Annotated in this window: 27 protein-coding genes and 1 pseudogene; 10 read left to right on the top strand and 18 right to left on the bottom strand. The window is 73.9% G+C overall.

Features of this window, described 5'->3' with window-relative positions:
* Nucleotides 1-266: 266 nt before the first annotated feature.
* Nucleotides 267-1,571: a sensor histidine kinase gene (locus DQE82_RS20200; protein ID WP_069087776.1), complete on the top strand. Its 1,305-nt coding sequence runs from the start codon at nt 267-269 to the stop codon at nt 1,569-1,571.
* 39 nt (nt 1,572-1,610) lie between these two features.
* The gene (locus tag DQE82_RS20205) at nt 1,611-2,267 is read left to right on the top strand and encodes a response regulator transcription factor (protein ID WP_113973496.1); all 657 of its coding nucleotides are present in this window, start codon (nt 1,611-1,613) and stop codon (nt 2,265-2,267) included.
* Between the two features lie 10 nt (nt 2,268-2,277).
* On the opposite strand, the gene DQE82_RS20210 is transcribed toward DQE82_RS20205, so the two are convergent.
* From DQE82_RS20210 to DQE82_RS20220, 3 genes are read right to left on the bottom strand one after another with little or no spacing between them, the layout of a single operon-like run.
* Nucleotides 2,278-2,919, bottom strand: a complete 642-nt coding sequence (locus tag DQE82_RS20210) for an HAD family hydrolase (protein WP_013475152.1) — start codon at nt 2,917-2,919, stop codon at nt 2,278-2,280.
* Between the two features lie 24 nt (nt 2,920-2,943).
* Nucleotides 2,944-3,198, bottom strand: a complete 255-nt coding sequence (locus tag DQE82_RS20215; RefSeq protein ID WP_013288752.1) for a glutaredoxin family protein — start codon at nt 3,196-3,198, stop codon at nt 2,944-2,946.
* Nucleotides 3,188-4,864, bottom strand: a complete 1,677-nt coding sequence (locus tag DQE82_RS20220; protein WP_113973497.1) for an AMP-binding protein — start codon at nt 4,862-4,864, stop codon at nt 3,188-3,190. The genes DQE82_RS20215 and DQE82_RS20220 overlap by 11 nt, the downstream gene beginning before the upstream one ends.
* A 512-nt stretch (nt 4,865-5,376) precedes the next feature.
* On the opposite strand from DQE82_RS20220, the gene DQE82_RS20225 reads away from it, so the two are divergent.
* The 3 genes from DQE82_RS20225 (at nt 5,377) to DQE82_RS20235 (ending at nt 8,485) form a co-directional block, all read left to right on the top strand.
* Nucleotides 5,377-6,348 carry an ECF subfamily RNA polymerase sigma factor, BldN family gene (locus tag DQE82_RS20225; RefSeq protein WP_043328086.1) on the top strand — a complete coding sequence of 324 codons (972 nt, stop codon included), beginning with the start codon at nt 5,377-5,379 and terminating at the stop codon, nt 6,346-6,348.
* Between the two features lie 292 nt (nt 6,349-6,640).
* Nucleotides 6,641-7,495 (top strand): DUF5667 domain-containing protein, encoded by an 855-nt coding sequence (locus DQE82_RS20230; RefSeq protein WP_043328084.1) that lies wholly within the window; start codon nt 6,641-6,643, stop codon nt 7,493-7,495.
* A 111-nt stretch (nt 7,496-7,606) separates the two neighbouring features.
* A complete protein-coding gene (locus DQE82_RS20235; RefSeq protein WP_043328083.1) occupies nt 7,607-8,485 on the top strand; it encodes an HAD family phosphatase in 879 nt (292 codons plus the stop codon).
* A 16-nt stretch (nt 8,486-8,501) separates the two neighbouring features.
* Here DQE82_RS20235 and DQE82_RS20240 read toward each other — a convergent pair whose 3' ends face one another.
* From DQE82_RS20240 to DQE82_RS20290, 11 genes are all read right to left on the bottom strand, one after another.
* Nucleotides 8,502-9,404, bottom strand: coding sequence for a lysophospholipid acyltransferase family protein (locus DQE82_RS20240; RefSeq protein ID WP_051611579.1), 903 nt, complete (start codon nt 9,402-9,404; stop codon nt 8,502-8,504).
* 296 nt (nt 9,405-9,700) lie between these two features.
* Nucleotides 9,701-10,774, bottom strand: coding sequence for an NAD-dependent epimerase/dehydratase family protein (locus DQE82_RS20245; RefSeq protein WP_064446676.1), 1,074 nt, complete (start codon nt 10,772-10,774; stop codon nt 9,701-9,703).
* A gap of 120 nt (nt 10,775-10,894) precedes the next feature.
* Nucleotides 10,895-10,996 (bottom strand): 30S ribosomal protein bS22, encoded by a 102-nt coding sequence (locus tag DQE82_RS20250; protein ID WP_007465623.1) that lies wholly within the window; start codon nt 10,994-10,996, stop codon nt 10,895-10,897.
* 221 nt (nt 10,997-11,217) lie between these two features.
* Nucleotides 11,218-11,427, bottom strand: coding sequence for a helix-turn-helix domain-containing protein (locus DQE82_RS20255; protein ID WP_013288759.1), 210 nt, complete (start codon nt 11,425-11,427; stop codon nt 11,218-11,220).
* Between the two features lie 202 nt (nt 11,428-11,629).
* Nucleotides 11,630-12,814 carry an ABC transporter permease gene (locus DQE82_RS20260; RefSeq protein WP_064446677.1) on the bottom strand — a complete coding sequence of 395 codons (1,185 nt, stop codon included), beginning with the start codon at nt 12,812-12,814 and terminating at the stop codon, nt 11,630-11,632.
* Nucleotides 12,811-13,704 carry an ABC transporter ATP-binding protein gene (locus DQE82_RS20265; RefSeq protein WP_051611343.1) on the bottom strand — a complete coding sequence of 298 codons (894 nt, stop codon included), beginning with the start codon at nt 13,702-13,704 and terminating at the stop codon, nt 12,811-12,813. Before DQE82_RS20265 ends, DQE82_RS20260 begins: the two co-directional genes overlap by 4 nt.
* Nucleotides 13,701-15,098 carry an efflux RND transporter periplasmic adaptor subunit gene (locus DQE82_RS20270; protein WP_113973498.1) on the bottom strand — a complete coding sequence of 466 codons (1,398 nt, stop codon included), beginning with the start codon at nt 15,096-15,098 and terminating at the stop codon, nt 13,701-13,703. The genes DQE82_RS20265 and DQE82_RS20270 overlap by 4 nt, the downstream gene beginning before the upstream one ends.
* Before the next feature lie 30 nt (nt 15,099-15,128).
* Entirely contained in the window at nt 15,129-16,706 is a 1,578-nt protein-coding gene (locus tag DQE82_RS20275; RefSeq protein ID WP_113973499.1) for a hypothetical protein, read from the bottom strand.
* Between the two features lie 116 nt (nt 16,707-16,822).
* The gene (locus tag DQE82_RS20280; RefSeq protein ID WP_069087781.1) at nt 16,823-17,158 is read right to left on the bottom strand and encodes a YrdB family protein; all 336 of its coding nucleotides are present in this window, start codon (nt 17,156-17,158) and stop codon (nt 16,823-16,825) included.
* Nucleotides 17,155-17,724, bottom strand: a complete 570-nt coding sequence (locus DQE82_RS20285; protein WP_113973500.1) for a TetR-like C-terminal domain-containing protein — start codon at nt 17,722-17,724, stop codon at nt 17,155-17,157. Before DQE82_RS20285 ends, DQE82_RS20280 begins: the two co-directional genes overlap by 4 nt.
* A complete protein-coding gene (locus DQE82_RS20290) occupies nt 17,717-18,511 on the bottom strand; it encodes an alpha/beta fold hydrolase (RefSeq protein ID WP_113973501.1) in 795 nt (264 codons plus the stop codon). The genes DQE82_RS20285 and DQE82_RS20290 overlap by 8 nt, the downstream gene beginning before the upstream one ends.
* Nucleotides 18,512-18,588: 77 nt before the next feature.
* Between DQE82_RS20290 and DQE82_RS20295 the strand changes: the two genes are divergently transcribed.
* Nucleotides 18,589-18,906: a VOC family protein gene (locus DQE82_RS20295; RefSeq protein WP_113973502.1), complete on the top strand. Its 318-nt coding sequence runs from the start codon at nt 18,589-18,591 to the stop codon at nt 18,904-18,906.
* Nucleotide 18,907: 1 nt separating this feature from the next.
* Here DQE82_RS20295 and DQE82_RS20300 read toward each other — a convergent pair whose 3' ends face one another.
* Nucleotides 18,908-19,828, bottom strand: a complete 921-nt coding sequence (locus tag DQE82_RS20300; protein ID WP_113973503.1) for a proline dehydrogenase family protein — start codon at nt 19,826-19,828, stop codon at nt 18,908-18,910.
* Between the two features lie 118 nt (nt 19,829-19,946).
* Between DQE82_RS20300 and DQE82_RS20305 the strand changes: the two genes are divergently transcribed.
* Genes DQE82_RS20305 through DQE82_RS20315 form a run of 3 tightly spaced genes read left to right on the top strand, consistent with a single transcriptional unit; the run spans nt 19,947 to nt 21,979 of the window.
* The gene (locus DQE82_RS20305) at nt 19,947-20,225 is read left to right on the top strand and encodes a hypothetical protein (RefSeq protein WP_223201299.1); all 279 of its coding nucleotides are present in this window, start codon (nt 19,947-19,949) and stop codon (nt 20,223-20,225) included.
* A gap of 1 nt (nt 20,226) precedes the next feature.
* Nucleotides 20,227-21,393, top strand: coding sequence for a glutathionylspermidine synthase family protein (locus tag DQE82_RS20310; protein WP_113973504.1), 1,167 nt, complete (start codon nt 20,227-20,229; stop codon nt 21,391-21,393).
* A 19-nt stretch (nt 21,394-21,412) separates the two neighbouring features.
* The gene (locus DQE82_RS20315; protein WP_018787720.1) at nt 21,413-21,979 is read left to right on the top strand and encodes a CGNR zinc finger domain-containing protein; all 567 of its coding nucleotides are present in this window, start codon (nt 21,413-21,415) and stop codon (nt 21,977-21,979) included.
* Between the two features lie 22 nt (nt 21,980-22,001).
* Here DQE82_RS20315 and DQE82_RS20320 read toward each other — a convergent pair whose 3' ends face one another.
* Nucleotides 22,002-22,808 (bottom strand): sugar phosphate isomerase/epimerase, encoded by an 807-nt coding sequence (locus tag DQE82_RS20320; protein WP_064446686.1) that lies wholly within the window; start codon nt 22,806-22,808, stop codon nt 22,002-22,004.
* A 75-nt stretch (nt 22,809-22,883) separates the two neighbouring features.
* Nucleotides 22,884-23,828, bottom strand: a complete 945-nt coding sequence (locus DQE82_RS20325) for a Ppx/GppA phosphatase family protein (RefSeq protein ID WP_043328071.1) — start codon at nt 23,826-23,828, stop codon at nt 22,884-22,886.
* Between the two features lie 74 nt (nt 23,829-23,902).
* Here DQE82_RS20325 and DQE82_RS20330 point away from each other — a divergent pair.
* Nucleotides 23,903-24,709: pseudogene (locus tag DQE82_RS20330) on the top strand (hypothetical protein); the annotation flags it as partial.
* A 39-nt stretch (nt 24,710-24,748) separates the two neighbouring features.
* Here DQE82_RS20330 and DQE82_RS20335 read toward each other — a convergent pair.
* A complete protein-coding gene (locus DQE82_RS20335) occupies nt 24,749-25,324 on the bottom strand; it encodes a hypothetical protein (RefSeq protein WP_113973505.1) in 576 nt (191 codons plus the stop codon).
* Between the last annotated feature and the right edge of the window lie 596 nt (nt 25,325-25,920).

Below are 25,920 nucleotides of genomic sequence, written 5' to 3' on the forward strand. Positions count from 1 at the left end.
AAGAGGTGCACAAATCGCGATCTTGAAAGCTCGCGACGCGCCTTCACCTGCCCCTCCATTCCCGCAAGATCGATCGACCGCCTCCCTTGGCGGCGCGTGGCGATTATTGCTCAATCCCGACTTCCCTGACCAATCGCGCGCGGCTCGTAGCGCTCCGTCACCGGCGTGGCGAGGCGAGTCTCACGTTTTGCAGTAGGGAGAACCCCACCCCCAAGAGGCCAGCGTGCGGGATGGGTCGGCGGGGCACGCGCCCATAGCCTCGAACCATGACCGCCGCACCACTGGCCACCGCGCCCACTCCGCTGTCCCCCGTCCACGGGCTGCTGCGCCGCCTCGCCCGCGACACCACCTACGTACTCGTGGGCTTCCCGCTGGCGATCGTCGGCTTCGTGCTCGCGGTGGTGGGGATCTCACTCAGCGCCGGGCTGCTGGTGACCACGCTCGGCCTGCCGATCCTCGCCGGCTTCCTCTACGCCGCCCGTGGGCTGGCCGACATCGAGCGGCTCCGGCTCGCCGCGGTGCTGGACCGGCCCCGGGTACGCCCGGTCTACCGCCGGCCGGAGCCGGGCGCCGGGTTCTGGCGGCGGGTGTTCACCCCGATCCGGGACGCGCAGTCGTGGCTCGACCTGCTGCACGCGTTCGTCCGGCTACTGGTGGCCCTGCCCACGTTCGTGCTGCTGGTGGTCTGGTGGGTGCTGGCCCTGGGCGGCACGCTCTACGTCGTCTACGACTGGGCCATCCCGCGCGGCGTCGACGACCAGGACCTGAGCCAGCTCCTCGGGATGGGTGACGGCGCCGGCGCGCGGATCGCCCTGAACACCGCGATCGGGCTGTTCGCCCTGTTCACGCTCCCGCTGGTGGCGCGCGGCTGCGCCCGCCTGCAGGCCGGGCTGGCGTACTCGCTGCTCACCGGCGTGGCCGAGATGCGGCAGCGGATCATCACGCTGGAGGAGCAGAAGCGCGCCGCCGCCTCGGCCGAAGCGGTCGCGCTGCGCCGGCTGGAGCGCGACATCCACGACGGCCCGCAGCAGCGGCTGGTCCGGCTCGCCATGGACCTCGGCCGGGCCCGCCACCAGCTCGCCGACAACCCGGACGCGGCCCGGCAGACGCTCGACGAGGCAGTGGCCCAGACCCGGGAGACGCTGGACGAGCTGCGCGCGCTGTCCCGGGGCATCGCGCCGCCGATCCTGGTCGACCGGGGCCTGCCCAGCGCGCTCGCCGCGCTGGCCGCCCGGGCGCTGGTGCCGACCGAACTGGTGGTGGACGACGACCTGGGCACCGCCGCCGGCCGGCTCGATCCGGGGCTGGAGAGCACCGCGTACTTCGTGGTGGCCGAGGCGCTGACGAACGTGTCGAAGCACAGCCGGGCGAACGCCTGCCGGGTGGAGGTCACCCGGAAGGTGGGCCGGCTGGAGATCACCGTCACCGACGACGGCGTCGGCGGCGCGCACCTGGCCAAGGGCCACGGGCTCAACGGCATCGCCGACCGGGTCCGGGCGGCCGGCGGCACGCTGGAGGTGACCAGCCCGGCCGGCGGCCCGACCCGGGTCCACGCCGAACTACCGAGGTGACCCGGACCGCCGGGTCGGGGCGTGATAGACACCGGACCCATGCGGGTGGTGATCGCGGACGACGCCGTACTGCTCCGGGAGGGGCTGATCCGGCTGCTGACCGAGTACGGGCACGAGGTGGTGGCGGCCGTCGGTGACGGTGACGCGCTGGTCGAGGCGGTGGTGGCGCACCGGCCCGACGTCTCGGTGGTGGACGTGCGGATGCCGCCCTCACACACCGACGAGGGACTGCGCGCCTCGGTGGAAGCCCGCCGCCGGGTGCCGGGTACGCCGATCCTGGTGCTGTCCCAGTACGTCGAGGTGTCGTACGCCGACGACCTGCTGGACACCGCGGGCGGGGCCGGCGGCGGCATCGGCTACCTGCTCAAGGACCGGGTCGCCGCGATCGACGAGTTCCTCGACGGCCTGGCCCGGGTGGCCGCCGGCGGCACCGTGCTCGACCCGGAGGTGATCAGCCAGTTGCTGGTCCGGCGGCGGCGCGACGACCCGCTGGCGTCGCTGACCCCGCGCGAGCGCGAGGTGCTGGCGCTGATGGCCGAGGGCCGCTCGAACACCGCCATCGCCCGGGCGCTGGTGGTCAGCGACGGCGCGGTCGAGAAGCACGTCCGCAACATCTTCACCAAGCTCGACCTGCCGCCGGACGCGACCACGCACCACCGCCGTGTCCTGGCCGTCCTGGCCCACCTGCGCGCCTGACCGGGCCGGGTCAGGCGAGCGTGCGGGCCAGCGTCACCGCCTCGGTGAGCGTGTCGGCGGCCGGGTGGCCGCTGCCGCGCAGCCGGTCCGGGTCGGACAGGCCACCGGTGTAGAGGACGCAGCGGGCGCCGACCGAGGCGGCCGCGTCGGCGTCGTCGAGCGAGTCGCCGATCAGCACCACCTCGTGCCCGCCCAGCCCCAGCTCGGCCAGGTGCTTCTCCAGCCACTCGGCCTTGTGCCCGCCGCCGACGGTGGCACGCAGCCCGTCCACCCGGCGGAAGTGCGGCGTCAGCCCGTACGTGTGCACCGTCGGCACCAGCTCGTCGTGGAACCACATGGACAGCAGCGACTGGCTGCCCTCCCAGGACTCGATCGCGGTGGTGGCGTCGGCGGCCAGGGCGCAGGTGGTCAGCCCGGCCCGGTAGGCGTCGTGGAAGACCCGGTCCAGCGTGCCGAACGCCTCGGCGTCCACGGCCCGGCCGAGCATCTCGGCGTAGTAGTCGGCGATCGGCCGCCGGAACCGGACCCGGTGCTCGGCTGCGGTGACCGCCGGCCCGCCGGCGCTGGCGAAGGCCACGTTCGTGGCCTGGACCACCAGGTCGAGGTCGTCGAGGAGCGTTCCGTTCCAGTCCCACACGAGGTGGCGTCGCATACCCGTCACCCGAGCACTCTAAGGCTAGAGCTGCGGCGTGGTCAGGTCGCGCAGCAGCCGGTCCTCCTCGACCCGCCAGTAGCCGTGTTCCTTGCCGTCGAGCAGCACCACCGGCAGCCGGTCGCCGTAGTCGCGCTCCATCTCCAGGTCGCCGGTGACGTCCCGCTCCACCCACCGGTCGCCGGTGACCGCGACCACACGGTCGAGCGCGGCCTTCGCGTCGTCGCACAGGTGGCAGCCGGGCCGGGTGATCAGGATGAGCCTCGGGTCACTGGACATCGGATACCTCCGTGCGGATCTCGGTCGGCGACGCCGGCGACGGCACCACGGGCGCCGGGCGCAGCTCGGTCTTGCGTACCTTGCCGATCGCCGAGTACGGCAGGCTGTCGACGAACTCGACGGCGGTCGGGCACTTGAACCGGGCCAGGTTACGCGCGCAGTGGGCGAGCAGTTCGTCAGCCGTCACCGGCGGACCGGCCGCCCGGACCACGTACGCCCGCACAGTCTCGCCGGTCCGCGGGTGCGGCACGCCGAGGACCGCCGACTCGGCCACCCCGGGGTGCGCCTGGAGCACCAGCTCCACCTCGTGCGGGTAGACGTTGAAGCCGTTTACCAGGATCAGCTCGCCGAGCCGGTCGACCAGGAACAGGTCGCCGTCGCCGTCGGCGTACGCGACGTCGCCGGTGGCCCACCAGCCGTCCGGGTCCGGCCCGCCCCGCCCGTCCGGCCAGTAACCGGCGAACAGGTTCTCCCCGCGTACCACGATCTGCCCGGGGTCGGTGCCGGCCAGCTCGTCGGAGAGGTCCATCTCGTCCTCGTCGGGGGCGTCGGCGGGCGCGCCGTCGCGCCACAGCTCGACGCCGTCGGCGCCGGTCAGGCGCAGCTCGACGCCGGGCAGCGGACGGCCGATCGAGCCGGGTTTCGGCTCGCCGCCGACGAGCGTCGACGTGAGCACCGGCGCGGTCTCGGTGAGCCCGTAGCCGACGTGCACCGGGTGCCCGGTCAACTCGGTGAAGCGCGCCCCGACGGCCGGCGGCAGCGGCGCCGCGCCGCACACCGCGACGCGCACCGAGGCGAGCGCCGCGGCCGGGTCACGCTCCGCCTCGGCCCAGGTCAGGAACATCGACGGTACGCCGACGAGCACCGTGACCCGGTGCCGGGCGATCTCGTCCAGCGCCCCGGACGGGCCGGGCTCGTCGACGAGCACACCCGTCGCGCCGTGCCGCACCACGGCGCCGAGCACCGTGTTCAGCCCGTACGCGTGGAACAGCGGAAGGGCGAGCAGCACGACGTCGTCGGGGCCGACCACCGGCGGCTCGATCCGGTCGGTCTGGTCGTGGTTGGCGGCGAGCGCGCGGTGCGACAGCATCGCGCCCTTGGGCCGTCCCTCGGTGCCGGAGGTGTAGAGCAGGACGGCGAGGTCGTCGCCGGCGCGGGCCGGGAACCCGTCCGGCCCGGTGTCGCCGCGTACCGGCGGCGCGGTGTGCACGGCGCGCAGCCCGGGCAGCTCGGCGCGGTCCACCCGGGCGGTCACCTCGGGGGCGCCGACCAGCACCGTCGCGCCGGAGTCGGTGAGCACGTGCCGCAGCTCGCGGGCGGTGAGCGCGGGGTTGACCGGTACGGCGACCAGGCCGGCCCGGAGCGCGGCGAGGTAGGTGACCACGAAGTCCGGGGTGTTGCCGAACGCGACAGCCACCCGGGGCGGATGTCCCGGTCCGGCAGCCGGCGGCGCGTCGGCGAGCAGCGCGCGGGCGGTGGCGGTGACCGCGTCGTCCAGCTCGGACCAGGTGAGCGTCCGCTCGCGCCAGCGCAGCGCGGCCCGGTCGCCCCGTTCGGTGGCGGCCCGGCGGAGCCGGTCGGCGAGGTTCGGCGCGGAGCTTTCGGCGGCGTCCTGCACGGTGGCTGAGTCTGGCACAGCGGCGTCCGCCGGACCATGCCCGGACACGGCACCGGGTCCGCCACACGGGACTGGGAATGCAGTACGGTGGGATTCCCGAGCGCGGGATAACGATCTCCAGCGGCACGAGCCGAGCGACCCGGGGCGACCCGTGCGAGCCGCCCTCGCGACACGCCGAGCGGAAAGAAAATCTGCTCCGACCAGGACTTTCCACTGCGGACCACGATCCGGCGCGAAAGTCAACCACACGCGACGGACAACGGGTCCGCCATTCGTGCGATCCGGCGGGAAATACTTCCGCTCTGTGTAACGGACTTGCCACGCGTGGGTGACGTTGGCCCTATCATCACTCGGGTCGGCTCACCCCATTTGCCGTGAGTCGACACCCCTCAGCCCGAGGAGGCCCCCGTGCCCGTCAGCGCATTGGACCAGCACCTCAAGGGGATCTGCCGCCCGTCGGCACGTCCCGACCCGGCCGCGCCCGGCCGGGTTCCACCCGGTCCCCCGGCACCACAGTGGCGCCCGGTGCGGTCGCTGCCCACTCGGACCGGGGAGGCGCGGTGACCACCTTCGGTTACGCCGAACGGCCGGCCGGCGTCACCGGCCCGACCCAGCGCAACCCGCTCAACGAGCGCGCGGACCCGCCTCCACGCAGCGCCGAGAGCCAGCTCGCGGTACGCGGCGAGGGGCGGCGCGTACGCAGCCGCGCGCACCACACGAACGAGGCGCCGGCGCGTCCCGCGACGCCCGGCGGCAACGCGAAACCCGCGGCCGGCCGCCTCGGCAGCCCGGCCCGCCCGACCATGCCGGCGCAGGCCCGGCGCGGTGACGCGGCCACCGGCGCGGAGCCGTCCGCCGCGGAGACCGCGATCCTGCCGGCGGTGACCACAGGCGACACCGCCGTCCTGCCCGCCGTGCCGGCCGCCACGCCCGCCACCGGATTCCCCAGCCGCCCCGACCCGTCCGACCCGGCCACCGAGGTGTGGACGCTCGTCGAACGCGCGCAGGCCGGCGAGTCCGAGGCGTTCGGCCTGATCTACGACAGGTACGTCGACACCGTCTTCCGGTTCGTCTACTTCCGGGTCGGCAACCGCCAGCTCGCCGAGGACCTCACCTCCGACACGTTCCTGCGCGCGCTCAAGCGGATCGGCAGCTTCACCTGGCAGGGGCGCGACCTCGGCGCCTGGCTGGTCACCATCGCCCGCAACCTGGTCGCCGACCACTTCAAGTCGGGGCGCTACCGGCTGGAGGTGACCACCGGCGACGTCCTCGACGCCGACCGGGAGGACCGCGGTCCGGAGGGTAGCCCGGAGGCGGCGGTGGTGGAGCACATCACCAACGTCGCCCTGCTCACCGCCGTCAAGCAGCTCAACCCGGAGCAGCAGGAGTGCATCGTGCTGCGGTTCCTCCAGGGCTTCTCGGTGGCCGAGACGGCCCGTGCCATGGGCAAGAACGAGGGCGCCATCAAGGCCCTCCAGTACCGCGCGGTACGGGCCCTGGCCCGCCTGCTGCCCGACGGCTTCCACTCCTGACCGGCAGCCACCGTCCCGTTTCCTCACCGGCGCCACCGCCGGGCGCTGTCGCGTGCCCGACGCCCCACGCAGGCCGATCACTCTTGGTGATTTCGCCGCCGTCCCAGCCGTAACCGGCGACCGGCGCGGTCCGTTTCTCCGGGTGCGACCAGTGGTTGTCCCGGCGTCCCCCGGGCCACCCGGTCCGGCGGGTCGGGTCGGCCGTTCCGGTCGACTCGGTGCCACACGCTGCCACCGGTCGCTGGTGACGACGACGGCCGCCCGGCCGTGACCAGCGAGAGGGGGTGCCGCGGTGGACAGCGACCTCTTCTCCCGTCGGCGGGCCGAGCGCTTCGCGCAACTCCTCGACGAGGCCAACGGCGGACGCCGGCACCACGTCCGGTCCAAGGCGGACGGTGAACTCACCGCGCTCGTCGAGGTGAGCCGCCGGCTCAGCGCCGAACGGCCCGACGTCGAGCCCGGCGCCGAGTTCCGCACCGGACTGCGGGCGATGCTCGTGGCCACCGCCGAACGTGAGGGCGTCGGCACTCCGGCCAAGACCACCACCGGGGTACGCGGAACGCTGCTGCCCGCGATCACCGGACGTCGGGCGCGGGCCCGGGGCGCGATCCTGGTCGGCGTGGCCGCCGGCGCGGTCGCCCTCTCCGGCATCTCCGCCGCCAGCGAGAACGCGCTGCCCGGTGACGCCCTGTACGGCATGAAGCGCTCCACCGAGCGCGCCCAGCTCGCGCTCGCCAGCTCGGACATCAGCCGTGGGCAGCTCTTCCTCGACTTCGCCCGCACCCGGCTGGACGAGGCCGCCTCGGTACGCGGCGACCGGCTCGGTTTCAGCGCCGTCCTGGACGACATGGACGCGGACACCCGGCAGGGCGTACGCCTGCTGACCACAGTCGCGGCGCAGCGTTCCGACCCGGTGGCGCTGGACGCGGTGGACACGTTCCTGGCCGGCCAGCGCCGGGTGGTCAGCGGCCTGCTGGACCGGCCCGACCACGCCGAGCGGGACCGCACCCGCCGCTCGCTGGCGCTGCTCGACGCGGCCGGCAAGCGCGCCGACGCGCTGCGCGAGGCGATCGCCTGCGGACTGCCCGCGCCACAGGCCAGCGACGCGCTCGGGCCCGCCCCGGCGGCCTGCCCGGCCGACCGCTGAGCGCGTACGCCGACCGCGCCACACTTCTCCCGGCGGACACCCACCCGTCACACCGTGCCGGATACGCTCGACGCGGAGGGCGTACGCGGTCGTCGAGGCAGGGAGGTCACCGTGGCCGGAACCCGGAAGGTGACCGTCAGCACCGACGCGCACGGGCACACCACGGGCTGGTCGGAGGCCCCGTCGGCGCCCGCGACCACGATCCCGCCGGACCCCACCGCCGCCGCCTTCTTCGACGTGGACAACACGATGATGCAGGGCGCCTCGATCTACTGGTTCGCCCGCGGGCTGGCCGCCCGGAAGTACTTCACCACCGGTGACCTGGCCCGTTTCGCCTGGCAGCAGGCCCGGTTCCGGCTGCTCGCCACCGAGCACGCGGGCGACATGTCCCAGGCCAAGGAGGCAGCGCTCGCGTTCGTGCAGGGCTGGCGGGTGGACGACATCGAGCGTCTCGCCGACGAGATCTTCGACGAGCTGATGGCCCCGCGCATCTGGGCCGGCACCCGCCGCCTGGCCCAGCGTCACCTCGACGCGGGCGAGCGGGTCTGGCTGGTCAGCGCCGCCCCGGTGGAGATCGGCCGGGTGATCGCCGCCCGGCTCGGCCTTACCGGCGCGATCGGCACGGTGGCCGAGGTGGTCGACGGCGCGTACACCGGGCGGCTGGTCGGTGACCTGATGCACGGGCCGGCGAAGGCCGAGGCGGTGACCCAGCTCGCCGCCGTGGAAGGGCTGGACCTGGCCCGCTGCGCGGCCTACAGCGACTCGGCGAACGACCTGCCGATGCTCTCCGCCGTCGGCCGTGCGGTCGCGGTGAATCCCGATCCGGCGCTGCTGCGGCAGGCCCGCGAGCGGGGCTGGGACGTGCGCGACTTCCGCACCGGGCGGCGGGCCGTACGCATCGCCGTGCCCTCCACCGCCGCCGCCGGGCTGCTGGCCGGCGCGGTCACGGCCGGACTGGCGCTGCACCGGCGCCGCCACCGCGAGGCCTGAGCCGGCGCGCGTTCGCTCAGGGCCCGAACGGGTCGGGGCGGCGTTCGAGCAGCTTGTGCAGCGTCTGCTGGATCGTCTCCCGCACCTGGTCGGCGAGGTTGAACACCACGAGCGGGTCGTCGGCGGAGTCACGCAGGTGCGCGGTCGGGATCGGCGGGCAGAACTCGATCAGCCACTTGCTCGGCAGTGGCACCATGCCCAGCGGCCCGAGCCAGGGGAACGTCGGCGTGACCGGGAAGTACGGCAGTTTGAGCAGCCGCGCGAGGGGCTTGATGTCGGCGAGCATCGGGTAGATCTCCTCGCCGCCGACGATCGCGACCGGCACGATCGGCGTGCCGGTGCGCAGCGCGGCGGAGACAAATCCGCCCCGGCCGAAGCGCTGGAGCTTGTAGCGGTCGGAGTAGAGCTTGCCGACCCCCTTGAAGCCCTCCGGGAACACGCCCACCAGTTCGCCGTTGCCGAGCAGCCGCTCCGCGTCCGGGTTGCAGGCGACGGTGCCGCCGGTCTTGCGGGCTATCTCGGAGACGACGGGCATCCGGAAGACCAGGTCGGCGCCGAGCAGCCGCAGGTAGCGGCGCGCCGGGTGCCGGTCGTGCAGCGCGGTGGAGAGGATCAGCGCGTCGAGCGCCACGGTGCCGGAGTGGTTGCCCACGACCAGGCCCGCGCCCTCGGCCGGTACGTGCTCGATGCCGCTGACCTCGGTGCGGAACCAGTCCCGGTAGAGCAGCCGGACCAGCGGGTGGACGACCGCGTCGGTCAGGTCGGGGTCGAAGCCGAACTCGTCGACCTCGTAGTCACCGGCGAGCCGCCGCCGCAGGAACGCCAGGCCCTGGGCCACCTTGCGGTCCCAGTGGTCGCCCGGCCGGTCGGCCACCGCCGGTCCGGGCGGCGTGTCACCGGCCGGCGCGTCGCCGGCCACGGCCTTCTTCGCCACGGCCTTCTTCGCCACGGCCTTCTTCGCCACGGCCTTCTTCGCGACCGTCTTCTTGGCCACCGTCTTCTCGGCCGTCGGGCGGTGCGCGGCCGGACCCGGGGCGGCCGACCCGGCCGGGGTGCCGGGCTCGTCGGCGGAGGTGTCCGGCTCGACCGGCGCGGCCGGGCGGGCGGACGGCGCGGTCACCCGGCGGTGTCCGTTGCGCCGTGCCGGCTCCGCGCCCGGCCCGGGCACGTCCAGCGGTACGTCGTAGCGCGCGTCGCGCCGCTCCTCCGGGCTGGTCACGAACGCTCCCGTACGGTCGAGCGGACCTGCCGGATGCTCTCCAGCACCAACCGCTCGGCCGCGGCCAACTGGTCCCGGGTCACCACGACGCCGCCGTGGTGGGCGCGGATGAAGTCCTCGAACGCGGCGGCGGTCGAGCGGGGCGTGAAGCCGAACTCCCGCTCCAGCCGGCTGGTGTCCACCACCCGGCCGTGCACGAACAGGTCCACCTGGTCCAGGCCGTACCGGCCGAAGCCCAGGCTACGGGCGATCGCGGCGACCCCGGCCAGGCCCGGTTCCAGCACCGGCACCGCCACCCGGCCGGCCCGGCGGATCGCCTGCGACAGCGACAGCACGCCCGGCCCGGCGACGTTGTACGTGCCCGGGTGGTCCTCGGCGACCGACCGGTGCAGCACCTCCAGCGCGTCGTCGAAGTGCACGAACTGCAGGCGCGGGTCACGGCCGAAGACGGTGGGCACCACCGGCTGGGAGAAGTAGCGCGTGAGCGTGGTGTCGGCGGCGTACCCGATGAACGGCGCGAAGCGCAGCACGGTCGCGGTGACGTCGGGCCGGCGGCGGCGGAACCCGCGGACGTACCCCTCGATGTCGAGTATGTCGCGGCCGAAACCGCCGCGCGGCACCTCGCGCGGCTCGGTCTCCTCGGTGAAGACGGCCGGATCGCGGAACGACACCCCGTACGCGGCGGTGGACGATCGGACCACGAGCTTGCGCAGCCGGGGCGCGCGCTGCGCGGCGGCGAGCATCTGCATCGTGCCGATGACGTTCTGTTCCTTCATCGCCGACCGGCCGCCCTGCTGCGGGTCGGGGGAGGTGACGAGCGCCAGGTGCACCACGGCGTCGACGTCGAGGTCGGCCAGGAGACCGCCGAGCGAGTCGAGGTCGAGACGGACCCGTTCCACGTCGGTGAGCAGGTCGGCCAGCTCGGGGTTGGGCGGCGCCGGATCGACCCCGATGACCCGCTCGATCCGCGGGTCGGCGGCGAGCCGGGCGGCGACGTGCGCGCCGAGCCAGCGACCGACCCCGGTCACGACGACGACCCCCGGGGCACCGGAGGTGTCACCGGGGGTCATGTCGTGCGCCTTGCGCGGCAGGCGGGATCGAGCCGGGACGTCCACGGCCTGATCACCTGAGCCTCCGAGGGTCGACAGTTGGCAAGTGGTGCCGGGTGCCGGGCCAGTGCCCGGCCCCGGTCACTTGCCGAGACGGCGACGCTGGACGCGGGTCTTGCGCAGCAGCTTGCGGTGCTTCTTCTTAGCCATGCGCTTGCGGCGCTTCTTGACCACCGAGCCCATACGACAGCCTTTCGATGCAACGTTCGGGGCGGACCGGAAGACACCACCGCCGGTGGCGCCTTGACCGCTTGCGGACAACGGACCGGACCAGCGTGGTGGGCAGGGCACACCAGAGGGCGATCACGGTCGTGGTCCAGCCTAACCGGAGTGCGTCAGCAGGACCAACGCGCCCCCGTCGATGCCCCTTTTCGTCGCACTCGGCGGACCGGCCCGCCGAGTGCTCAGGCGGACTCCTGGAAGGCGCCCCGGAGGTATTCGTGCACGGCGTGCTCGGGCACCCGGAACGAGCGGCCGACCCGCACCGCGGTCAGCTCACCGCTGTGCACGAGACGATAGACAGTCATCTTGGAGACCCGCATGACCGTCGCCACCTCGGCGACGGTCAGGAACCTGACATCCGACAGCCGTGCGTCGGACTGCGACCCGGCCATGGCTCACCGACCCATTCCCGTGCCCGGCGCGTGTCACCGGGCAGGTGCTCCCGCCTCGACGAGCGACGCGCGTGTAACCAGTACGGTAGCGGGACGGCTGTGACCTGCGCGATCCCTTCCACCCTTTGATCATGGCGGGACAGCCGTTCACCCGATGTCCACCAGGGGTTTTTCGCCCGGACGGGTGTCTCGTCCGTAACGCCTACTCCGCGCGCAGCGCCACCACCGGGTCGAGCCGGCCGGCCCGCTGCGCCGGCACCACGCCGAAGACGATGCCGACCGCCGCGGAGACGCCGAACGCCAGCGCCAGCGACCACCAGGTGATCGCCGCCGGGATCGGCGAGAGCGCGTCGACGAGCAGCGCGGTGCCCACGCCCAGCGCCATCCCGGTCAGGCCGCCCACCGAGGTGAGCAGCACCGCCTCCAGCAGGAACTGCACGCCGATGTCCCGGGGACGCGCGCCGACCGCCTTGCGCAGGCCGATCTCGCGGGTCCGTTCGCGTACCGAGACCAGCATGATGTTGGACACGCCGACGCCGCCCACCAGCAGCGAGATGCCCGCGATGGCGGCCAGCACACCGGTGAGCACGCCCAGGATGTCGCCGAGCACGCCGAGGATCTGCCGCTGGGTGACGGCGCTGAACTCGGTGTCCGGGTGCCGGCGGGACAGCTCCGCGACGATCCGCTCGCCGAGTTCGTCGATCCGCTCCCGGTCCGGCGCCTTCACCGCGATGCCGTCGATGCGCTGGGTGCCCCACAGCCGTTGCGCCGCCGTCACCGGTACGTGCACCTCGTCGTCCCGGTCCACGCCGAGGCTCTGCCCGAGCGGCGCGAAGACGCCGATCACCCGGAACCGCACCCCGGCCAGCGTGACCTGCTGACCGAGCGGGTCCCGGTCGGGGAACAGCGCCCGGGCCACCGAGTCGCCGAGCACCGCCACCCGGCGGCTGGTGTCGACGTCCGCCCCGGTCAGGTAGCGGCCCCGCGACAGCGATCTGGTGAACACCGACGGGGTGGTCTCCAGCACCCCCTGCACGGTGGTGAAGTCGGACCGGTTGCCGGCCCGGGCGGTCGCGCCGGAGGCCACTGTCACCGCGACCCGGCCGGGGTCGCCGACCACCCGGGAGACGGCGTCGGCGTCGCTGAGGTCCAGCGGCGAGACCACCGGCGCGTTGCCCACCTCGATCCGGCCCGGCACCACCAGCAGCAGGTTCGAGCCGAGCCCTTCGACCTGCTGCTCGACCTGCTGTTTGGTGCCGGTGCCGATGGCCACCAGGATCACCACCGAGGCCACCCCGATGATCACCCCGAGCATGGTCAGCACGCTGCGCAGCCGGTTGGCGCGAAGCGCGTCCCACGCCACCCGCCACGCCTCGGCCAGCCTCATCCCGCGTCCTCACCGGTCCACGTACGGCGCTGCTCGGCGCGAGGGCGCTCCCCGGGCCGCGGAAGGCGCCCGGTGGCACCGGCGGCGCCACCGGAGCCACCGGGCGGGTGCCCCGGGCCGCTTCCGGACACGGACCGGGGCTCCGCGCTGGGAGCGGGGTCCAGTGTCGCAGGTACGCCGGAGCTGTCCGACGGCGGTCGATCATGAGCGCTGTCCGAGCGGATCAGGCCGTCCCGCACCGCGATCCGCCGGCGCGCCCGGGCGGCCACCTCCTGGTCGTGGGTCACCATCACCAGCGCCACCCCGGACTCGGCGTTCAGCTGTTCCAGCAGCTCCAGCACCGCCTCGCCGGTGGCACTGTCCAGATTGCCGGTCGGCTCGTCGGCGAGCAGCACCGCCGGTTCGGTGACCAGCGCGCGGGCGATCGCCACCCGCTGCTGCTCGCCGCCGGAGAGCTGGTTGGGCCGGTGGTGCAGCCGGTGGCCGAGCCCGACCCGGCCCAGCATCGCCGCCGCCCGCTCCCGCCGCTGCCGCGCCCCGACGCCCCGGTAGACCAGCGGCAGCGCCACGTTGTCCACCGCCGACGTACGAGCCAGCAGGTGGAACGCCTGGAACACGAAGCCGATCGTCTCGTTGCGCAGCGTCGCCAGCTCCGGGGCGGTGAGCGTGGTGACGTCCCGGCCGCCGATCACCAGCCGGCCGCCGCTGGGCCGGTCCAGCCCACCGAGCAGGTGCATGAGCGTCGACTTGCCCGAGCCGGACGGGCCGATCACCGCCACGTACTCGCCCTGGTCGATGGTGAGCGACACCCCGCGCAGCGCGGACACCGAGACGCCGTCCAACTCGTACGTGCGCCAGACGTCGACCGCCTCGACCGCCGGTTCGGTCACGGGAGTTCCTGGCCGTCGCGGACCTGGTCGGCGCCGCGTACCACCACCCGGTCGCCGGCCCGTACGCCGTCGACGATCTGCACCAGGTCCTGCCCCTGCACGCCCACCGTCACCGGCACCCGGTCGGCCCGGCCGTCCCGCAACACCCAGACCGCGTCCCGCCCGTCGGCGGAGAACACCGCCGACGCCGGCACCGCCACCGCGTCGGCGGCCTCCCGCACCCGCAGCCGTACCACCGCGTTCATGCCGGGGCGGGGCGCCGGGGCGGCCTCGGCCTCACCCATCCGTCCGGCACCGAGGTCGAGCCGGACCCGGTAGGTGACGCCACCCCGCGCCGAACTGGTCGGCAGCACATCCACCGACCGCACAGTGGCGTCGTACGTCGCGCCGGTCACCGCGTCCAACTCGACCGAGGCGGGCACCCCCGCCCGCACCAACAGCACGTCCGTCTCGTCCACCTCGGCGAGCAGGCCGAGCCGGCCGGTGTCCACCACAGTCAGCACCGGCGTGCCGGCGGTGACCCGGCCACCGGCCGGGATCGCGTCGTCCACGCCGGGCGGCGGTCCGCCCTGCCCGCCCGCGCCGAACGCCGACGGGTCGAGACCGGGCACCGCAGCGCCACCGGCCGCACCGAGCAGCCCGGCCAGATCGGCCGGCGCCGCCGCCCGGGTGCCGCCCGGCTGCACCACACCGGAGATCGGCGCGCGCAGCGTCAACGCGTCCACAGTCGCCTTCGCCAGGTCGTACGCCTGCTGGGCCTGGAGTCGCTGCGCGGCCGACAGCGCGCCGACGGCGCTGTTCAGCCCGGCGACCCCGCGCTGCACCTGGGCGACCGCCCGGTCAGCGGCGCGGGCGGCCGACTCGTACTGCCGCTGCGCCGAGGAGACCTGGAGCAGCAGCGCGGCGCGTACCTGCGGGTCGCCGACCTTGCCGGCGGCGGCGCGGGCGGCGGCGAACGCCTCGTCGGCGGCCCGGTCGGTGCCCCGCCGGCTGCCGCCCAGGTCACCGGTGCCGGTGCCCCGGCCGGCCCGCTTCGCCGCGCGCAGCGCCTCCCGGGCCTGCGCCAGGCGCTCCCGGGCGGACGGCGAGTCGATCACCGCGAGCACCTGCCCGCGGCTGACCCGCGCGCCGGGGGCGACCCGCAGGCTGGCGAGCGTGCCGTCGGCGGGCGCGGTGAGCGTGGCCGCGGCCCGTGCGGTCACGGTGGCCGGCGCGTCGATCACCTCGCTGACCGGGGCGCGGCCCACCTCGGCGACAGTCACCGCCGGGGCGTCGTCGCCGCAGGAGGCGGCGGTCGTGCCGGTCAGGGCGACGACGGCGAGCAGCGCGGTGACGAGACGGGGGCGGCGGGCCGCGGGCAGCCGCGGCGAGGGAGTGCGGGCCACCCGGCCCATGCTACGACCCCGTCGACAGGCGTCGACGTGTCAGCCGACGACGGCCCGCACGTACGCGACGCACTCGTCGTGCAGCATCGACCACGGGTCGCCGAGCACCTCGTCGGCGGCCTGCGCCGGTGACCGCCGCTCGTGCACCACGGCCCGGTAGAAGTCGAGCATCCGCTGCTCGCCGTAGCGGTCGACCAGGTGCCGCACGGCCAGGTAGCCGACGCCGTAGGCGCCGCCGACCCGGCTGTCACTCGCGTCCGCCTCCGGCGCCACCGCCTCCAGCCGCCCGGACCAGCCGCCGCGCAGCAGGTCGCGCACCTCGGTCAGTCCCTCGTAGCGGTGGACCGGCTGGCCGTCGGCCCCGGCGTACTCGGCCAGCCCCTCCACCAGCCACCAGTCGGCGCGGTCGGCGTACCCCCGGTCGGGCAGCGAGGCGGCGTGGGTGAGTTCGTGCCGCAGCAGGTCGTCGACGCCGTCCGGGGTGACGGTCTGGGCGTTGAGCACGACGTCGTGGCGTCCACCGCCGACGCCGACCGCGTACCCGGCGGTCCACTTCGGCCGGCCACCGCCGTACCAGCGCCGCCACTCGGTCTTCCCGGCGTAGTAGACGAGATACCGGTCCGGCCGCGCGTCGCCGACCGCGTACCGGTCCGCGACCCGGGCGGCCGCCTCGGCCTGGGCGAGCAGGCCGGGCAGCTTGCTCCGCTGGGCGGTGGTGGTGGCCACCACCACCCGCTTCCCGACCGTCACGGCCAGGTCGTTCGCCTGCCACGGCCGGACGCCGGCCGGGTCCGTGCCGGACGGTTCCAGCGCGGTCAGCCGGGGCTCCTCCCCCACCAGCCGCCAGCGCGCGTCCAGCTCCACAGTGCTCGGCGCGCAGTCCGGCGCCACGAAGCAGTACCCCACTGTGATCGTCTGCCGCCACTGTCCGGGCTGCCCGTCGGCCGCCTCCGGCACCCCGTCGGCGGCCGGCCGCCACACGGTGACGCGCAGCGCCCGCAGCGCCGCGTACCGCCGGCTCAGGGCCGGCCGCGCCGCCGGTTCGGCGATGGCGAGGAAGCCGGCCCGGTCGGCGCCGACGAGCGCGGTGGCCTGCCGGTCCAGCAGCGCGAGCATCCGCTCGCCGAGCCGCCGCTGCGCCGCCGTGCCCGGGTCGCCCTTCGCGGCCGACCGTCCGGCCGCGTCCGGCGCGGGCCCGCGCAGGAGCACGCCGGGCACCGCGCCCGCCACCAGGCCGAGCGCGAGTCCGAGCGCGGTCCAGAGCGGCCAGCGCCGCCGCTTCCGCACCGCCCGCGTCGGCTCGCCCACGTGCATCAGGGGTACGGGGTACGGCGCGGGTACCGCGACGGGGTGCGGCAACGACGCCGGTGCCGGTGCCATGGTGTCAACGGCGGCGTCCACCTCGGCGCTGTCGGCGCCGGCGTCAGCCGCGCGGGCGGTCTCGGCGCGGGTGTCGTCAGCGCCGGCGTTGGCGCTGAGGTTGGCCGCGACCGCGTCGGCGGCGCTCGCCTTGTCGACGGCATCGACGGCATCGACGGCATCGACGGCATCGACGGCGGGACGATGCTCGTCGCCGTCCGTCGTCCGGCCGGGAGGCTGCTCGTCGCCGTCGGTCACCGGCGAAGGGTACGACCAATCGGGCGTTCCGGGAAAGAGTCCCGCCGCTGTTCCGCCGCGCTCCGAGATCTTGGAAGGAAAGGGCCCCCAGAGGGGCCGAATTCTTCCAAGATCTCTCAGATCGGGGTGCCGGTCAGCGTCAGCGTGGCCTTGTCGGCTGCCCAGAGGGCCACCAGGGCCACGCCGGGCACGGCATGACCGGCCAGGGCGAGCAGCACGCCGCCGGTGAGGAAGCAGGCGGCCTGGACGGCGAGCTTGGCCGGGTCGGGCAGCGTCACGGCGGCGCGCGGTGAGCAGAACAGTCCCCACACCACGGCGATCACCAGCGGCGCGCCGAGCCCGGCCAGCAGGCGCAGCGGCCAGCCGACGTCGAGCGTGAAGCCCCAGTATCCGGCCGAGCCCAGCAGGGCCAGCTCCAGCAGGAAGATCACGCCCAGCAGCAGCGCGGTCATCGGTCTCCCCAGGAACGGTAGGCGCGGTCCAGGCCCGCGATCAGCTGGTCGAAGGAACGGTCGGTGTCGCGGGGCAACCCGAATCCGCCGGCCGCCTCCAGCGCGACGAAGCCGTGTACGGCGGCCCGGAACATCCGGATCGCGTCGATCGCGTCGTCGCCGTCGAGGCCGTACCCGAGCAGGATCGCCCGGATCGCGCCGACCGCGCGCTCACCGGCGGCGAGGTGTTCGGCGTCGGCCGGGTCGGGCGCCCGCTGGGCGGCCGGGTAGCGGCCGGGGTGCTGCCGCGCGTACGCCCGGTAGGCGGCGGCGACGGCGCGCAACGCGTCGCCGCCGGCCCGGCCCGCGGCGGCGGTGGTGAGCACGTCGGCGATCTCGGCGGTGGCGAGCACGGCGAGCTGCTGGTGCAGCGCGTCCACGCCGCGCACGTGCTTGTAGAGGCTGGGCAGCGCGACGCCGAGCCGGGCGGCGAGCGCGGCCAGCGTCAGCTTCTCGTAGCCGACCTTGTCGGCGAGCACGGCCGCCTCCCGCACGACTGTGGCCGGGGTCAGGCCGGCCCTAGGCACGCGCGGTCACCGCCAGGAACTCGACCAGGTCGGCGGCGGTGGCGTCGGGCTGGTCGGCGTGCGGGTAGTGGCCGGAGTCGGCGATCATGCGCGCCTCGGCGACGGCGAACAGTCGTCGCGCGGCCCGCGCCTCCGCGCCGGGGTCGGGGAAGTCCGGGTCCTTGGTGCCCATCAGCACCAGGACCGGCCGGTTCACGTCGCGGGCCCGCGCGGTCCAGTGCGGGTCGGCCGGCGCGACCACGCCGCGCACGGCGGCCATCCGGCCGCGCAGCTTGGCGACCAGTTCCTTGCGGTACGCGGCGTCGTCCGCCGGGCGTCCGCAGGGGAACAGCGTGCGGTGGAACAGCCCGAACAGCCGAGGGCTGCGCAGCACGACGGCTTGCGCGGCCCGCATCAGCGGGTTCGGCTTGGGCGTGCCGACGAACGGGCTGACCTGCACGATGCCGCTGACCAGCTCCGGCGCCTCGGCCGCGGCGAAGACCACTGCCGCGCCGCTGGAGGAGCTGCCGACCAGGGTGGCCGGGCCTCCGCCGAGCGCCCGCACCACGGCGAGCAGATCGCCGCCGACGTGCTCCGGGGCGTACGTGGGCCAGCGCGGGCTGGAGTCGCCGTGCCCGCGTACGTCGACAGCCGCCACCCGGTAGCCGGCCGCGACCAGCCGGGGCGTCAGGTGCCGGAAGGCGGCCCGGTTCTCGCCCATGCCGTGCGCGAGCACCACGAGCGGGCCCGATCCGTGCACCTCGTACGCGATAGTGCCGCCGTCCCGCGTCACCTGGCTAACTGTCATAGCCCTAAAGCTAATGCTATTAGCCAAGACGCGTCAAGCTTGACCTCAACCCGGGATGAGGTCGCACGATCCCGCACATGCCGATCACCGCCGACACCCACGTACGCCTCGCCCGCCCGAGCCGCGACCTGGTGATGCTCGGGCTGCCCGGGGCCGGCTGGCACCTGGAGCTGGTCGGCGGCTCGACGCTCGCGGTCGAGCCGCGCCCCACCGACGAGGACCTCTTCGTGCTCTACCTCGACGGACCACCCGACGACGAACTGGTCCCGAGAATCGAACGGGCCGGCGGGACCAGGGTCTCCGCCGGCCCGTACTGGGACAGGTGGGGTGTCACGTTCGCCGACCCGGACGGCTACCGCCTCGTGCTGTGCACCCGGGCCTGGTCGAACGACTGACTCACTTCTTCGACAGCACCGCGCGGCCGAAGAACGCCAGGTTCGCCGGGCGCTCCGCGAGCCGGCGCATCAGGTAGCCGTACCACTGGTCGCCGTAGGGGACGTAGGTCCGCACCGTGTAGCCCTCGCCGACCAGGCGCTGCTGCTCCTCCGGCCGGATGCCGTAGAGCATCTGGAACTCGAACCGGGCCGGGTCGCGGTCGAACCAGCGGGCGCGGTCCTCGCCGATCGCGATCAGCCGCGGGTCGTGCGTGGCGAGCATCGGGTAGCCGTCGCCGGACATCAGCACGTTCATGCAGCGCACGTACGACTTGTCCACCTCGCGGGCCGACTGGTACGCCACCGACTCCGGCTCCTTGTACGCGCCCTTGCACAGCCGCACCCGCGACCCGGCGGAGGCCAGCTCCCGGCAGTCCGACTCGGTCCGCCGCAGGTACGCCTGGAGCACCGCCCCGGTCGACGGGTGGTCCTTGCGCAGCTTCGCCAGGATGTCCAGCGTCGAGTCGGTGGTGGTGTGGTCCTCCATGTCCAGCGTGACAGTGGTGCCCGCCGCGTCGGCCGCCGCGCAGATCGCCCGCGCGTTGTCGTACGCGAGCTGCTCGTCGAACATCTGGCCCAGCGCGGACAGCTTCACGCTGACCTCGGCAGCCGGGGTGAGCCCGGCGGCGCCGAGCCGGCTCAGCAGCGTGAGGTACTCGTCCCGGGTGGCGTTCGCCTGCTCCGGGGTGGCGGTGTCCTCGCCCAGGTAGTCGAGGGTGACCGCTTGGCCGTCGGCGACCAGCTCGCGGGTGGCGCGCAGCGCGTCGTCGGTGGCGGCGCCGGCGACGAACCGGCGGACGACGTCCCGGGTGAACGGGGCCGTCGCGACGAGCCGCTCCACCTGGGAAGACCGGGAGGCGGCGAGGATGACGGAACGGAGCATGAGCCGAGCGTAACGCTCATCACCGGCCCTCCGCCGGGCGCGTCCGAGGCCCGCTCGGGTCGGCGCGCGGACCCGGGGCGGGCACCCCCGGCTGGCGTCGATCGGCTACAACGTTCACGTGGATCGACGACACCCCCGGCGGCGGCTCCGCTCGGCCTCCGTGCAGCTCGGCGCGCTGACCGCGCTCGCCCTCGCGCTCTCCGGCTGCAACAACGGCTACGACGACGACGATGACGACTGCGCGCTCGGACCGGCCGGCGGGGGCGGCGACACCGTCGCGGTCGCCCTGCGTGTGCCGGCGACCGCCACCGCCGCGCGCGGCGAGCCGGCCCCGACGACCGCCGCGCTGCCCGAGCGCGGCGGCTTCGGCAGCCACCTCGCCTCCTGCGGCGGCTGACGTGCGCCGCGAGGCCAGCACGCCGCGCCCCGGCTGGGACGAGACCATCCGGGCCCAGGGCCTGGTGTACGTCGACACCGAGCTGCCCGACGGCAACGTCATGTCGTACTGGGACGAGACGGCCGCGTACTCGTTCACGCTCGACGAGGTGCTCCGCCTGGAGGAGGCGACGGAGGAGCTGCACCGGATGTCGGTGGCCGCCGCCGAGCACGTGGTGGCCCGCAACCGGTACGCCGAGTTCGGCATCCCCGAGTGGGCCGCCGAGGCGGTCGCCCGCTCGCTGCGGGAGAGCCCGCCGACGCTGTACGGCCGGTTCGACCTCTGGTACGACGGCAGCTGCCCGCCGAAGATGCTGGAGTACAACGCCGACACCCCGACCGCGCTGGTCGAGGCGAGCATCGTGCAGTGGTACTGGCTGGAACACACCCGCCCGGACGCGGACCAGTGGAACAGCCTGCACGAACGGCTGGTCGGCGCGTGGGCCAAGATCGGCGCCGGGCTGCACGAGCGCCGGACGCACGTGCTCTGGTCCGAGGAAGAGGAGTCGGGCGAGGACCAGATCACCGCCGGCTACCTGGCCGAGACGGCCCGCCAGGCCGGGCTGGACGTGACGCTCATGCCGATCCAGCAGGTCGGCTGGGACGGGCGGCGCTTCGTCGACGCCGACGACCGCCCGATCACCACCTGCTTCAAGCTCTACCCCTGGGAGTGGATGCTGGCCGAGCCGTACGGGCGGCCCGCGCTCGACCCGGGCACGCCCACCACCTGGATCGAGCCGGCCTGGAAGCTGCTGCTGTCGAACAAGGCGCTGCTGGCGGTGCTCTGGGAGCTGTACCCGGGGCACGACTACCTGCTGCCCGCGTACCTGGACTCACCGCGCGGCATGACCGAGTACGTGGCCAAGCCGCTGCTCGGTCGCGAAGGCGGCTCGGTACGCATCGTGACCGGCGGCACCGAGATCACCAACCCGGGGATCTACGGCGACGAGGGCTTCTGCTTCCAGGAGTTCCGCGCGTTGCCCGAGTTCGAGGGCAACCGGACGGTGCTCGGCAGCTGGATCGTGGACGGCGAGTCAGCCGGCGCCGGCGTACGGGAGAGCGAGAGCCTCATCACTGACGGTTACGCGCGGTTCCTGCCCCACTACATCGACGCACCGCGTCTGCCGTGAGTCGTCTACCGTTGGTGTCGTGAACTTCGACGCGTACGCCCGGACCGGGGTCGAGCTCGTCAACGCCCGGCTGGACGACCTGGACGGCCTACGGGCTGTCTTCTCGGACGAGCAGGGCTGGATGCGCGACGAAGTCGCGGAACGGGACCTGGCGATCTTCCGGCGGGCGCAGAAGCGACTCCGGGACGTCTTCGAGTACGGCACCTCGGGCCGGGACAACGAAGCGGTGGCGGAGCTGAACGCGCTGCTGGAGGCGTTCCCGGTGCAGCCGCGCATCTCCGGCCACGACTCCTCCGACTGGCACATGCACGTGACCAGCCGGGGCGCGTCGGTCTCCTCCGAATACCTGGCCGGCGCGGTGTGGGGCCTGTCGGTGTGGCTCTGCGAGTACGGCAGCGCCCGCTTCGGGGTCTGCGCCGACGACCGCTGCGGCAACGTCTACCTGGACACCTCGTCCAACTGCTGCCGGCGGTTCTGCTCCGAGCGCTGCGCCACCCGCTCCCACGTGGCGGCGCATCGGGCCCGCAAGCGGGCCGCGGTCGGCGAGCAGGCCGTCCCCGCGCAGCCGCTGTCCCCGGTGAGCTGACCTCCGGGGCGGCGCGCCCCGGTCAGGCGTCGACCGGCGAGGCGGCGGTCAGGTTCGCCCGGGCGAACTCCAGCGACTCACGCAGGTCCGCCTCCCGGACCGCCCGGCTCTTCGCGCCCCGGGTGGTCACCTCTACCGCCACCGTGCCGCTGAACCCTCGGCCGGCGAGCGAGCGGAGCATCTCCGCGCAGGGCTGCCCGCCGCGACCGGGCACCAGGTGCTCGTCACGCCCCTCGCCGGTGCCGTCGCCCAGGTGCACGTGCGCCAGGCCGGAACCCATCCGGTCGGCCATCGCCATCGCGTCGGTGTGCGACGCAGCGCAGTGCGACAGGTCGAGCGTGTACGAGGCGTACCCGATCTCGGTCGGGTCCCAGCCCGGCGCGTACGGGACGAACTGCCGCCCCGCCATCCGCACCGGGTACATGTTCTCCACCCCGAAGTGCAGGCCGCCGAACTGCCCGGCGATCGTGTCGAGCCCGTCGGCGAAGGTACGCGCGTAGTCACGCTGCCAGGTGAACGGCGGGTGCACCACGACGGTCGGCGCCTCCAGCGTCTCGGCCAGCTCGGCGGCCTTGCGCAGCCGCTCCCACGGGTCGGGGCTCCACACCCGCTGGGTGACCAGCAGGCAGGGGGCGTGCACCGACAGCACCGGGACGCCGTAGTGCTCGGCGAGGCCGCGCAGCGCGCCCGCGTCCTGGCTGACCGGGTCGGTCCAGACCATCACCTCGATGCCGTCGTAGCCGAGTTCGGCGGCGAGCTGGAACGCCGCCGCGGTCCGTTCGGGGAAGACCGAGGACGTGGACAGGAGTACCGGAACGCGGTAGGTCACGCCTCCGAGGGTAGCTCCAACCGCCAGCGAGCATCGGGACGAGCAACCGCAAAGCAACCCAGAGCGCTCGTACGGTCACATCGGCGCGAGCTGATCCAGCCGACGCAGGATGACGCCCTCGCGCAGCGCCCACGGGCAGATGTCCACGCCGTCCACACCGAGCCGCCGCATCACCGCCTCGGCCACCACCGCGCCCGCGAGCAACTGGTGCGCCCGCTGCGCGCTCACCCCCTCCAGCTCGGGCAACTGGGCCGGCGGGATGTGCCTGATGAACCCCAGCACCTGCCGCAGGCCGGTACGGGTCAGGCTGCGCCGCGCCCACAGGCCCGCACCGGAGGGAGCGGCCCCGGCCAGCCGGGCCAGCGTGCGGAACGTCTTCGAGGTGGCGACCGGACGCTCCCAGCCCACCGCCGTCAACTGCTCCACCACCGGGTCGAGCTGCGCGTCCACGTACGCCCGCAGTTCCTCCACGGCCTCGGCCGACGGCGGCGCCGTGCCGGCCGGGTCGACCGCCAGCCGCTCCCGGCTCAGCCGGCCCGCGCCGAGCGGCAGCGAGATCGCCACGTCCGGGTGCTCGTCGATGCCGGCCGCCAGCTCCAGCGAGCCGCCGCCGATGTCCATCGCCAGCAGCCGCCCGGCGGACCAGCCGAACCACCGCCGCACCGCGAGGAACGTCATCCGCGCCTCGTCCGCCCCGGAGAGCACCTCCAGGCGTACGCCCGTCTCGTCGCGGACGCGGGCCAGCACGTCGGCGGCGTTCGTGGCGTCGCGAACAGCGCTCGTGGCGAACGCCAGCAGATCCTCGGCGCCCAGCCCGTCCGCCGCCGCCCGGGCCATGCCGACCGCCTTGACCAGGCCGTCCGCGCCACCGACGGTGAGCGCGCCGTCCGGACCGATCTGCTCGGCCAGCCGCAGCACCACCTTCTCCGAGTGCGCCGGCCACGGATGCGCGCCGTGGTGGGCGTCGACCACCAGCAGATGCACCGTGTTGGAACCGACGTCGAGGACACCCAGTCGCATGGGAAAGACCCTAGGGCCAACACGTTTCGTCGGCTCGGCGGCCGGGCGGGGTCACCGCGCGTACGCTGGTCCGAGTGACAGGGCAGATCGAGCTTCACGTGCTGGTGGACGACCCCGAGGACCCGCGCAGCCGCGAGGTCGGGCTGGACTTTCCCCGGGAGTGGATCGAGTTCGTCGACCCGGCCGACCCGAAGCACGTCGTCCGCGCCGACCTGACCTGGCTGCTCTCCCGCTGGACGTGCATCTTCGGGCAGGGCTGCCACGGCATCATCGCCGGACGGGCCGCCGACGGGTGCTGCTCGCACGGCGCGTTCTTCACCGACTCCGACGACGAGAAGCGGGTCCGGGCCGCGGTCAAGCGGCTGACGCCGGAGACGTGGCAGCACTTCCGGCGCGGGTTCAAGAACTGGACCGAGAACGACACGGTCGACGGCAAGACACCGGCCCGGCGTACCGCCACCCGCGACGTGGACGCCCCGTGCGTGTTCCTCAACGACGCCGACTTCGCCGGCGGAGGCGGCTGCGCGCTGCACGCCCAGGCGCTGCGCGACGGGGTGCACCCGCTGGAGTACAAGCCGGACGTGTGCTGGCAACTGCCGGTACGCCGCGACCAGGAATGGCACAAGCGGCCGGACAACACGAAGGTGCTGATCTCCACGCTGGCCGAGTTCGACAGGCGCGGCTGGGGCGCGGGCGGGCACGACCTCGACTGGTGGTGCACCTCCTCGACCGACGCGCACGTCGGCGCCGAGCCGATGTACGTCTCGTACGGGCCGGAGCTGACCGCGCTGATCGGCGCGCCCGCGTACGCGAAGCTGGCCGAGCTGTGCGCCGCCCGGCAGCGCCAGGGTCAGATCGCCCCGCACCCGCAAGCGAGTGAAGGCCGGCACCCCGTCTCGGAGTGCCGGCCTTCGTATCTCTTACTTGTTCCAGTGCTGGGCCACGAGGTCGGCGGCCTGCTGTTCCCACTGGGCGTAGTGGTCCGGGTAGGCGGAGACCTGGACGGTCTGGGCGGCCTTGGTCAGCGGCATGTCCTGCCAGCCGTCGACCTGCTTCAGACCCTTCAGGAACGCGGTGGTGGAGTACTCGGGGTCGGTGATCTGCTCGACCGTGCCCCAACCGCTGGAGGGGCGCTGCTGGAACAGGCCCTGCGAGTCGTGGTCGTTACGGTCACCGAGGTGGCCGAGGTTCTCCAGCTTCGACTCCTGCAACGCGGTAGCGATCGACACGACCGCGGCACGCTCGTCCATGCCGGCCTTCTTCGTCGCCGCGATGATCGCCTTCACGTTCTTGGTCTGCTCGTCATTGAGGTCGATGCGGGACTGGGCGCCCTGCACGCCGTGCGGGATCAGCTTGTCGGACTGCACGGTGGCGGTGACCGGCTTGACCGCGTGGGTGGTGTCGGCCGCGTGGGCGGCGACCGGGCCGGCGAACACGCCACCGGTGAAAGCCAGACCAGCAATACCCAGAACGCTCTTACGCAGAATCGTGTTCATGATGGGGGCTCCATTCGGGGGTCGACACACCCCCCGGGGGGACCGGGGGTGCGTGGGCACCGTCAGGCGCTCAAGAAAGTCTCAAGGGGGATCCCGGCTGCTCGCGGGGCGGGGGCCTCTACGCGGCGCCGGAAGGATGTCCAACGACCGTCGGCCCGGCATCATTCCCGGGCCAGCTCACGCTGTCGGGGTGCGGCGCGGGGCTCACGTCGTCGGAACCGTGTTCAACGACCGGCCGGGCGGGATGATTCCCCGCGGCTCACGCCGCCGCACGTACTCAACGGCCTGAGGTCTGTTCCCACAGCCGACGCGCTCGGGGGGCGCGGCCTTGCTCGGTCGTTCACCCGGTTACAACGCCCCGCACCCGCCAGCGATTCCGCCACCAGAGTGCCGCCCACCACCACCGAACCCGACACCCCGCCCACACACGCCAAACCTCACCGAGCCCGGCCCGGCCGCCTCGCTCCACGCCCTGTTGATCAAGGAGTTTGCGGCCCTTTCCGGCACCCACGAGCCCACTAACTCCTTGATCACCGCGATCTTGGAGTTGTGGCACCTCACGAAGGGCGCCAAACCGGGCATCCCGGGCACCACAA

Origin of the sequence: Micromonospora sp. LHW51205, assembly GCF_003315815.1 — a bacterium.
In the GTDB taxonomy this organism is placed as follows: domain Bacteria; phylum Actinomycetota; class Actinomycetes; order Mycobacteriales; family Micromonosporaceae; genus Micromonospora; species Micromonospora chalcea.